11 protein-coding genes are annotated in these 8,030 nt (G+C 48.2%); 5 read left to right on the plus strand and 6 right to left on the minus strand.

The window, feature by feature from the left end:
• Positions 1 to 41: 41 nt before the first annotated feature.
• Positions 42 to 383 carry an arsenate reductase (glutaredoxin) gene (arsC, locus tag RYZ26_RS16375; protein WP_317684319.1) on the minus strand — a complete coding sequence of 114 codons (342 nt, stop codon included), beginning with the start codon at positions 381 to 383 and terminating at the stop codon, positions 42 to 44.
• Between the two features lie 315 nt (positions 384 to 698).
• Between arsC and RYZ26_RS16380 the strand changes: the two genes are divergently transcribed.
• A complete protein-coding gene (locus RYZ26_RS16380; RefSeq protein ID WP_317684320.1) occupies positions 699 to 1,478 on the plus strand; it encodes a hypothetical protein in 780 nt (259 codons plus the stop codon).
• Between the two features lie 128 nt (positions 1,479 to 1,606).
• Positions 1,607 to 2,299 carry a response regulator gene (locus RYZ26_RS16385; RefSeq protein WP_317684321.1) on the plus strand — a complete coding sequence of 231 codons (693 nt, stop codon included), beginning with the start codon at positions 1,607 to 1,609 and terminating at the stop codon, positions 2,297 to 2,299.
• A gap of 13 nt (positions 2,300 to 2,312) precedes the next feature.
• Here RYZ26_RS16385 and RYZ26_RS16390 read toward each other — a convergent pair whose 3' ends face one another.
• The 3 genes from RYZ26_RS16390 to RYZ26_RS16400 form a co-directional block, all read right to left on the minus strand.
• Positions 2,313 to 2,678, minus strand: a complete 366-nt coding sequence (locus RYZ26_RS16390) for a c-type cytochrome (RefSeq protein ID WP_317684322.1) — start codon at positions 2,676 to 2,678, stop codon at positions 2,313 to 2,315.
• A gap of 62 nt (positions 2,679 to 2,740) precedes the next feature.
• The gene (locus tag RYZ26_RS16395; RefSeq protein ID WP_317684323.1) at positions 2,741 to 3,622 is read right to left on the minus strand and encodes a prephenate dehydratase; all 882 of its coding nucleotides are present in this window, start codon (positions 3,620 to 3,622) and stop codon (positions 2,741 to 2,743) included.
• A 4-nt stretch (positions 3,623 to 3,626) separates the two neighbouring features.
• The gene (locus RYZ26_RS16400) at positions 3,627 to 4,370 is read right to left on the minus strand and encodes a 3-deoxy-manno-octulosonate cytidylyltransferase (RefSeq protein WP_317684324.1); all 744 of its coding nucleotides are present in this window, start codon (positions 4,368 to 4,370) and stop codon (positions 3,627 to 3,629) included.
• A gap of 145 nt (positions 4,371 to 4,515) precedes the next feature.
• On the opposite strand from RYZ26_RS16400, the gene RYZ26_RS16405 reads away from it, so the two are divergent.
• The 3 genes from RYZ26_RS16405 (at position 4,516) to RYZ26_RS16415 (ending at position 6,296) form a co-directional block, all read left to right on the plus strand.
• Positions 4,516 to 5,097 (plus strand): TetR/AcrR family transcriptional regulator, encoded by a 582-nt coding sequence (locus RYZ26_RS16405; RefSeq protein WP_317684325.1) that lies wholly within the window; start codon positions 4,516 to 4,518, stop codon positions 5,095 to 5,097.
• A 49-nt stretch (positions 5,098 to 5,146) separates the two neighbouring features.
• Positions 5,147 to 5,671 carry a peroxiredoxin-like family protein gene (locus RYZ26_RS16410; protein WP_317684326.1) on the plus strand — a complete coding sequence of 175 codons (525 nt, stop codon included), beginning with the start codon at positions 5,147 to 5,149 and terminating at the stop codon, positions 5,669 to 5,671.
• Positions 5,672 to 5,777: 106 nt separating this feature from the next.
• On the plus strand, positions 5,778 to 6,296 hold the full coding sequence (locus RYZ26_RS16415) for a nucleoside 2-deoxyribosyltransferase (RefSeq protein ID WP_317684327.1): 519 nt from the start codon (positions 5,778 to 5,780) through the stop codon (positions 6,294 to 6,296).
• On the opposite strand, the gene RYZ26_RS16420 is transcribed toward RYZ26_RS16415, so the two are convergent.
• A complete protein-coding gene (locus tag RYZ26_RS16420; RefSeq protein ID WP_317684328.1) occupies positions 6,271 to 7,557 on the minus strand; it encodes a hypothetical protein in 1,287 nt (428 codons plus the stop codon). The genes RYZ26_RS16415 and RYZ26_RS16420 overlap by 26 nt on opposite strands.
• A gap of 64 nt (positions 7,558 to 7,621) precedes the next feature.
• The gene (locus RYZ26_RS16425) at positions 7,622 to 7,828 is read right to left on the minus strand and encodes an alpha/beta fold hydrolase (RefSeq protein ID WP_317684329.1); all 207 of its coding nucleotides are present in this window, start codon (positions 7,826 to 7,828) and stop codon (positions 7,622 to 7,624) included.
• Positions 7,829 to 8,030 lie beyond the last annotated feature (202 nt).

Below are 8,030 nucleotides of genomic sequence, written 5' to 3' on the forward strand. Positions count from 1 at the left end.
CCTGCGCCGGGGAACGGTGCACCTCTTTTTTCAATATGACTTTAAATCAAATCCAGCACATTTTCCGGTGGGCGGCCAAGCACGGCTTTGTCATCTTTGACAACGATCGGGCGTTCGATGGCGCGTGGATTTTCGACCATACCGGCAATGATCTGATCGTCGCTGAGGGCAGTATCGTCCAGCCCATATTCTTTGGCTTCTTTTTTGCGCAGAAGCTCACGTGGTGTGATACCAAGTTTGGCAATAATATTTTTTAATTCATCCGCGTCGGGCGTTGCGGTGAGATATTCCACAATTTCTGGGTTAACACCTTTTTCTTCAATCAATTGAAGGGTTTGGCGAGATTTGCTGCAACGTGGGTTGTGATATATAACAACAGACATGGATGATCTATTTCCTAAAGTGTGTAGATGGTAAGAGAGCACAATATCATTCCCTGAAATGATTTGGAACCGTTCAAAGAATCTTGTTGGATTCTGCTGGTGAAGAGGTGGCAGACATACTCAAATATGTTGAAAATCCATGAATAATCCTCCTGGAGAGGATAAAAAATCAATTTTTTTCGATTAATGATAAAAAAAAGCGGACAAGAAGCTTTCTTTCTAATAAATTTCTACAAAGCGATTATTCGCACTAATACCCTTGAGGTGTCAAAAGGCCTAAAAAAGGTCACACGGAAGGCTTAACAGGAGAAATACATGTCGTCGGGAGCACCAAAACGTCTCTTTAGCGCGGAACGTAAAATGCAACAGCGCCTTGCAGAACAAAAAGGTTCGCCTGCTGCTGTTGATGTGTCAGGCATTACAAATGAAGACCTGATGACCGCCATTAAGGCCCTGCAGTCTGAAATGATGATGCGTGCCGCTCGCGCCACAGATGCTGGTCCTTCACGTGCTGAAAAACAGGCTGAACTGGACGAAGCTCAGGATGACCTGGATGGCAAGCTTGATGAAGTGAACTTGTTGCGTACCGAAGTTCGCGCGCTGTCTCGCAGTATCCATGACACCAAACGCGAAATTAAAGCGTTGGGTATGAATGAGGAAGATAAATTCTCCATCGTGACTAACGAGCTGGATGAAATTGTGGCCGCGACAGAACGCGCGACAGAAACCATTCTGAATTCCGCTGAAAAAATTGATGATCTGGCGCAACAGCTGCGCCAACATTCTCCGGATCAGTTTGTGACCCAACTGACGGATGAAATGCTGGAAAATACCATTGCGATGTTTGAAGCCTGTAACTTTCAGGATTTGTGTGGACAGCGTACAACCAAAGTGGTTAACAGCCTGAAATTCATCGAAGAACGTGTCGATAAGATGATGGAAATCTGGGGTGAAGAAAACTTCGATACGGTTGATCAGCCAGACGATGTCCTTGCTGCTGAATCTAACCGTGCACCGGAAGGTGAGGAAATGCACGGCCCAGCTGAACATGGTGGTGGTATTTCACAGGCAGATATTGACGCGCTGTTTGATTAATCTCTCTATATCATTCTGAATCTTCTTTTTCAGAAAAGCCCCTAGTGGTACCATGAGACCCGAAATCATATTCACTTAAAGATGAATAGATAAATAACAGGTTGCTTTGGAACTGCTCGGAGACTTATATGTCAGCCGCAAATTATGCGTTTAACGATGATACTGCGATCGTCGTGGATGATGAGACTTTCTCATTGTCCATTGTTACTCAATTGTGCCGTGCCATTGGGTTTAGAGAAGTAAAATCGGAAAAATCCGTAAAAGACGGGCTTCTGGCCTTAAGGGTTTCGCCCCCTGGGTCTTCCCCCATCATTATTGCTGACTTTCGCATGCCGGAACATAACGGGCTGGAACTTTTGAAAGCCGTGCGTATGGGGGTTGTGCATTCAGATCGATCTTTACCCGTTTTAATGCTGACAGGTCACACGGACGCACAGTTGGTGGCCCTGGCCTTGAAACTGGATGTGGATGCATTTATCGCAAAACCTGTGTCCAAGGCAGCCCTTGAAAAACGCCTGATCCAGATTATGAATGGCACCCGGCAAGTCAAATCTGTGGAAGAATATGGCAAAATCCCGACCTACGTGCCCAGCATTGAAGATGTGGAAGAAGAAGTCGAAGAAGAAGTGGTCGATCGTGGTCATGTGGTTGAGGTCAAAGACCTGAAACCAGGTGATAAACTGGCTGCCCCGGTTAAACTGGCAGGCAATGGTAATGCGCTGATCGAATATGGCGAAGTGCTGAATGAACGGCTGATTGCACGGCTGAATGATCTGGAAGATATGGGCTCGGAACTGAGCGAGATCAGGGTTTACGCTTAGGTCAGGACCCTAATTATTTCATCGACCATTGATGATTGAGTTTGGTGAGATAGGCTACAATGTCCTTGCGTGCTTTTTCACCTTGTACTCGCACATTCATGCGGCTTTCTGCCTGTGGGTCATCATGTTTCTTTTTTAGAAAGCGAGAGGGGTGGATGAGATATTCTTCCAGCAAGTCAGGTGTCCAGACCAGATCCAGCTTTTTCAGCGCAGGTGAATAGTGGTTATAATTTGAAAGCGCGCCTGCTTTTCGGCCCAAAATCTGCGCAAGGTGAGGTCCGCGTAACTCATGCGTTGTCTCGGCTACATCATGGCAGGTGGCACATTGTCGCTTGAATAGCTTTTTCCCGGCTTTCGCATCCCCCTGAACTGAGGCCATTTCATCATCGCATCCTGATAACAGGAGGCCTGACAGAAAGAGCATCAGAAAAGGGGATGGTCTCATTCGTCTTCCAGCTTTTGCTGCAGTCGATAAGGGTGCGGTGGATAAACACCGAGGATTTTCACGTTGGTTGTGAAGAATTCAAGTTCTTCCAACGCAAGGCGCAGATTGCGATGTTCCGGGTGACCTTCCACATCGGCATAGAATTGTGCGGCAATGAAGGTACCATCGACGATATAGCTTTCCAGCTTGGTCATATTGACCCCGTTGGTGGCAAAGCCGCCCATGGCTTTGAATAGCGATGCCGGAACGTTGCGCACGCGGAAAACAAAAGAGGTTACCGGAATGCCGGCTTTCGGGTGCGGCACGATGGCTTCGCGCGACATCACAACAAAGCGTGTGGTGTTATGTTCTGCATCTTCAATATTTGCAGCCAGCGATTCTAGCCCATAAATTTCGCCCGCCAGTTCTGAGGCGATCACGGCCTTGGTTTTATCACCGGATTTGGCAATTTCCTTGGCAGAACCTGCGGTATCCACAGCGACAATCGGCCGGATATTGTTGGCTTTCAGGAAGTCACGGCATTGGTTCAACGCATGGACGTGGCTGTAAACTTCGGTGATGTCCTCTAGCTTTGTCCCCTTGATCGCCAGCAGGTGGTGGTTGATGCGCTGATAATGTTCCCCAATGATATGAAGACCTGATTCCGGCAGCAGGTGGTGGATATCAGCCACACGTCCGGCAACAGAATTTTCAATCGGGATCATGGCAAGGGCGGCATCCCCGTCACGCACGGCAGCAAAAGCATCTTCAAAGGTCCGGCACGGCAGTGTGGTCATTTCCGGGCGTGACATACGACACGCAAGGTCAGAATAGGCACCGAGTTCACCTTGGAAAGCGATGGTTTTGGCGGGGTCCTGCGGACGTGATAGTTCAGACATATACTTACTTCTTCAAAAGAGTGCGGGCACGGTCAAGATCGGCTTGAGTATCAACCCCAAGCGGAACCGTGTCAACGAGGGCAACATCAATACGCATGCCGTTTTCCAGGGCGCGCAGTTGTTCCAGTTTTTCACGGCGTTCCAATATACCGGGGGCCAGGTTAACAAAACGATTAAGCGCTTCGCGGCGAAAGGCATAAAGACCGATATGGTGATAAAGCGGCCCGTCGCCATAAGGTGCGGTTGCGCGCGTAAAGTAAAGCCCGTGGCCCACATTGGCACCTTCTTCAAAGGCACAGACCGCCTTGACCACGTTGGGGTTGGTGCGTTCGCTCTCTTCCGTGATTTCAGCCGCAAGTGTTGAAATATCAACCACGTCTTTACCCAGCGGGGCGAATACTTTGCGCACAATTTCCGGGTCAAGAGTGGGCAAGTCGCCTTGAACGTTTACAACCGCATCATAGCGCGAATCGGGGTCGATATTCTGCACAGCCTCAAACACGCGATCAGACCCGCTGGGGTGATCCGGTTTGGTCAGCACGGCAAGACCGCCTGCTTCGGTGATGGCATCGGCGATTTCTTTTTCTGCGCAGGCCACAACAACAGGCCCGATATCGGCTTCCATCGCGCGCCGCCAGACATGGACGATCATCGGTTCGCCATGGATATCCGCCAGTGGCTTGCCCGGCAGACGTTCAGAGGCCATGCGCGCAGGTACAACAATGATGGGATTTTTAGGTAAAGACATAAGCGCTACTCAATTGAATTTATTTGTTTGTTGTTTTAGACGATTTTACGCCGACCTCCAAGATATGAAATTTTTTGCGCAAACGCCCTTGACCTTTAAAAGTTTTTACCTATTTTTGAATGAGTATTCATTAATTGGAAAAACTATGGCCCGCCCCCGATCCTTTGACAAAGATACCGTGCTTGATCAGGTTATGACCTTATTCTGGGAAAAGGGCTATGGCGGGACATCCATGATGGATATCCAGTCTGCAACGGGCTTGAAGCCTGGCTCTCTCTACGATTGCTTTGGTGGCAAGCATGAATTATTTCTGGAAGCCATCGATCACTATCGCAAAAATGTGGTGCGCAAACGTTTGGATAAAATGACTGCACCCGGTCCTGCGCGTGAACGTCTGGAAGGTTTTTTCAATGATCTGATCGAATTTTCCCTAGGCGATGGGCGCAAGCTCGGCTGTTTGATGTCCAATACAGCCGTTGAACTGGCCCCCCATGACCCTGAAACCAAACATATCGTGCAGGATAATTTGATTGAAATCGCTCAATCTTTTGCTGATGTAGTGGAAGATGGCATCAACAGCGGCGAATTCAAAACGACAGAAAGCCCTGAAAATATTGCACGTTTTCTAACCAGCACGGTTCAGGGCCTGCGCGTGATGGCAAAAAGTGCCACATCCGAAGACACATTAAAAACCACAACCAGATTGGCCTTGCAGGTGCTTGGCTAATTTTTTTTGACAATAAATGAATGATCATTCAAAAACAGGAGTTAACTTGATGATTACCCCCCGCACAGAAGTCCCCAATTTTTCCGTAGACCTGCTTTCCGGTGGCTCATGGTCACTGGCTGACCAAAAACCGGAAAATTTCACCATGGTTGTTGCTTATCGCGGTTACCACTGCCCACTTTGTAAAATGTATCTTGGTAAACTGAACCGAATTGCGGAAGACTTGAAAGAAAAAGGCATCAATCTGATTGTTTTAAGCTCAGATACCGAAGAACGCGCCCAGATGGCGAAAGATGAATGGGAACTGGATAAGCTGGATATCGCGTATGGCTTGTCCATTGAAGATGCGCGCAAGCTGGGCCTGTTTGTATCAGCCAGCATCGGCACCACATCCACAGGTGTGGTGGAACCGGATCTGTTCTCTGAGCCGGGCCTGTTTATGATCCGCCCGGATCAGACGCTTTATTTTGCCGACATCCAGACCATGCCATTCCTGCGCCCGGACTTATCCGGTCTGCTCGCTAACCTGGATTTCATCCTGTCCAAAGGCTATCCGGCACGCGGTGAAGCTTAACTGATAAGCACGTCATCCCTGCGTAGGCAGGGATGACGTTTCTACGTTAAACAATGCCAGTCTCTCTGTTATAAAGGGACTGGCATTTTTATTTGAGGCGTAATCCATGATCAAGCGCATCTATCTGGCCGGACCCGGCGTATTTTATCCTGACCCCATTGCAGAGGGGGACCGGTTGAAAAAGCTTTGTGCGAATTATGGACTGGAAGGCGTCTATCCCATGGATGCGGGGCTGGATATTTCCAACATGACCAAACATGAAGCAGGGCTTGCAATCTATCAGGCCAATATCGACCTGATCAAATCTGTGGATGGCGTCATTGCAGATATGCAGGCTTTTCGCGGCCCCGGGATGGATGGCGGCACTGCTTTTGAAATGGGGTTTGCCAAAGCGTTGGGTTTGCCTGTTGTGGGCTATAACACCAAGGGTCACTACCTGAATAGATGTTCGGCCTATTATGACGGGTTGAAGCAGGAAGGCATTAATCGGGTGGATCCCTCTGGGTTAACCGTTGAAGATTTTGATCTGGTGGATAACCTGATGATGGCCTGCGGGGTTGATGCCCTGGTTGTGGATGAAGCGGCGGCCTGTCAGTGGTTTAGTGATCGTGTCGAAGCGGGCTGACAAAGGCAATATAGAAGCCCAGAATAATCGATAGAAAGCAGATGCTGAACAATGGACTGAGCAAGGTCACGATGTTGGTCGGTCCCAATCCTGTATAGGCAATCCATAGCGTTAGGCATTGCATGATGGTTGCGCTGATAAAGGCACCTGCAAACATGGCGTTGAAGGGTGATCCGGTCAACAGGCACCAAAGTCCGATCAACAGCGTTATAAAGGTCAGGCCCCACAGGGGATAGGTGATCATGCGTTCCCCATGCCACAGTCTGCGATACTGATCGACCATCATCTGCATAAAGGCAAGTGGGTCCTGAATGATGCGGGCATGGGCGAGATCAAGGCGCAGTTCGTTAGGTGTTTTATCCAAAAGCTGGGCTGCTTCGGTGATCTGGTAGTCTGCAAAATAATCTTCCACATCCGATTGGATGGATTGAAGCTTTACGATCCGTTCATCGAAGTTTTTGGACGTCCAGATGTCCTGACGCTTTTCATCCAGGTCTTTTTCAATCATGTCCCAAATCAGGGTGCGGGGGTCTTTTTCGGCGTAAGGCGTTGTTTGATGAGTTTCCATCAGGGCCGCGTTGGCGAAAATATGTGGCGCATGCGGCCGATCATTTTTGGTTTCATGCAGGGCCTTATGGGTTGCCCCTTCCAGACTGGTCAGTGCCAGACAGAAAAACAACGGCAGGATAAAGGCCTTGGCATAGGAACATTGGTTGTGCCGCGCGATCAGCGGCGCTGCCAAAATCATGACTACCAGATAAACCCAGCCGAAACATTCCAGAATGATACAGAGCCCAATGGAAGTCCCCAGACCAAACAGGTTAAAAAACCAGGCGCGTCCAAAAGCGGATAGGAAAAAAGCAACCGTCAGAACACTAAAGCTGATGAACAGGGAATGGGGCAGGATGGTATAGTGGGTGGATAGAATAAATGGATTAAAAAGAACTGGTAAGGCTATGATAATACCCAATAAATGGCTGTCGGTGTTTTTTCTGACACTGAGGGACAAGTAAAAAACTGCAAAAGCAAAAATCCAGATTTGAGCCAGAATCACATTGGATCGCTCCGGTGATATCAGTTCAAACAGATTCAAAAAAACTGGATAACCCAATGAATGCTGTGCAGAAAATTCGATATAGGAAAAGGATTCGCTTAACGTGACGGGCACAGACCAGGGCATCCACGTCAAATAAGCCGCAACCAGGATCGGCAGCAGACTATGGAAGAAGATGGCTCGTTTTGTCAGGCGAACACGTAACATTTATGGATTTACCCGCAATCAATATTTCGATAGCTTGCACAAAAAGCACTTAGAATGCAAGTATTTAGGCATATTTCTTCACAAATTGCTTCATTGACTTCAACACAACTTCCCGTGCCTGAAAGTGCGGTACATGCCCACAGGCCGGAACCATCACAGGTGTCGCAGAGCCGCTGGATTTTTCGACAATTGATTGAACTTGCTTTTGTGTACCATATTCATCATCAATGCCTTGCAGGACCAACAGAGGACAGGTGATCTTGCGAAGCATATGTTCCATATTCCAGTCGGAAAATTTTGGGGTTAGCCAAGTTTGATACCAACCCAAAAAAGCCTTATGTGTATTTTCAAAATGGTATTTTTGCAGTTTTGATTTCAAAACACTGACCCGTCCTAAAATACGTTGACGGTTTTAGGTTAAGCCCGTTGCTTTTGGCAGCGGGCTTTTCTGTGCATTTGGTTTGGCGTTTTCA

The organism is Terasakiella sediminum (assembly GCF_033100395.1).
Taxonomy (GTDB): domain Bacteria; phylum Pseudomonadota; class Alphaproteobacteria; order Rhodospirillales; family Terasakiellaceae; genus Terasakiella.

Coding starts and splice junctions, on each gene's coding strand:
- arsC (WP_317684319.1), bottom strand. CDS start 383: ATGTCTGTTGTTATATATCACAACCCACGTTGCAGCAAATCTCGCCAA.
- RYZ26_RS16380 (WP_317684320.1), top strand. CDS start 699: ATGTCGTCGGGAGCACCAAAACGTCTCTTTAGCGCGGAACGTAAAATG.
- RYZ26_RS16385 (WP_317684321.1), top strand. CDS start 1,607: ATGTCAGCCGCAAATTATGCGTTTAACGATGATACTGCGATCGTCGTG.
- RYZ26_RS16390 (WP_317684322.1), bottom strand. CDS start 2,678: ATGGCCTCAGTTCAGGGGGATGCGAAAGCCGGGAAAAAGCTATTCAAG.
- RYZ26_RS16395 (WP_317684323.1), bottom strand. CDS start 3,622: ATGTCTGAACTATCACGTCCGCAGGACCCCGCCAAAACCATCGCTTTC.
- RYZ26_RS16400 (WP_317684324.1), bottom strand. CDS start 4,370: ATGTCTTTACCTAAAAATCCCATCATTGTTGTACCTGCGCGCATGGCC.
- RYZ26_RS16405 (WP_317684325.1), top strand. CDS start 4,516: ATGGCCCGCCCCCGATCCTTTGACAAAGATACCGTGCTTGATCAGGTT.
- RYZ26_RS16410 (WP_317684326.1), top strand. CDS start 5,147: ATGATTACCCCCCGCACAGAAGTCCCCAATTTTTCCGTAGACCTGCTT.
- RYZ26_RS16415 (WP_317684327.1), top strand. CDS start 5,778: ATGATCAAGCGCATCTATCTGGCCGGACCCGGCGTATTTTATCCTGAC.
- RYZ26_RS16420 (WP_317684328.1), bottom strand. CDS start 7,557: ATGTTACGTGTTCGCCTGACAAAACGAGCCATCTTCTTCCATAGTCTG.
- RYZ26_RS16425 (WP_317684329.1), bottom strand. CDS start 7,828: ATGCTTCGCAAGATCACCTGTCCTCTGTTGGTCCTGCAAGGCATTGAT.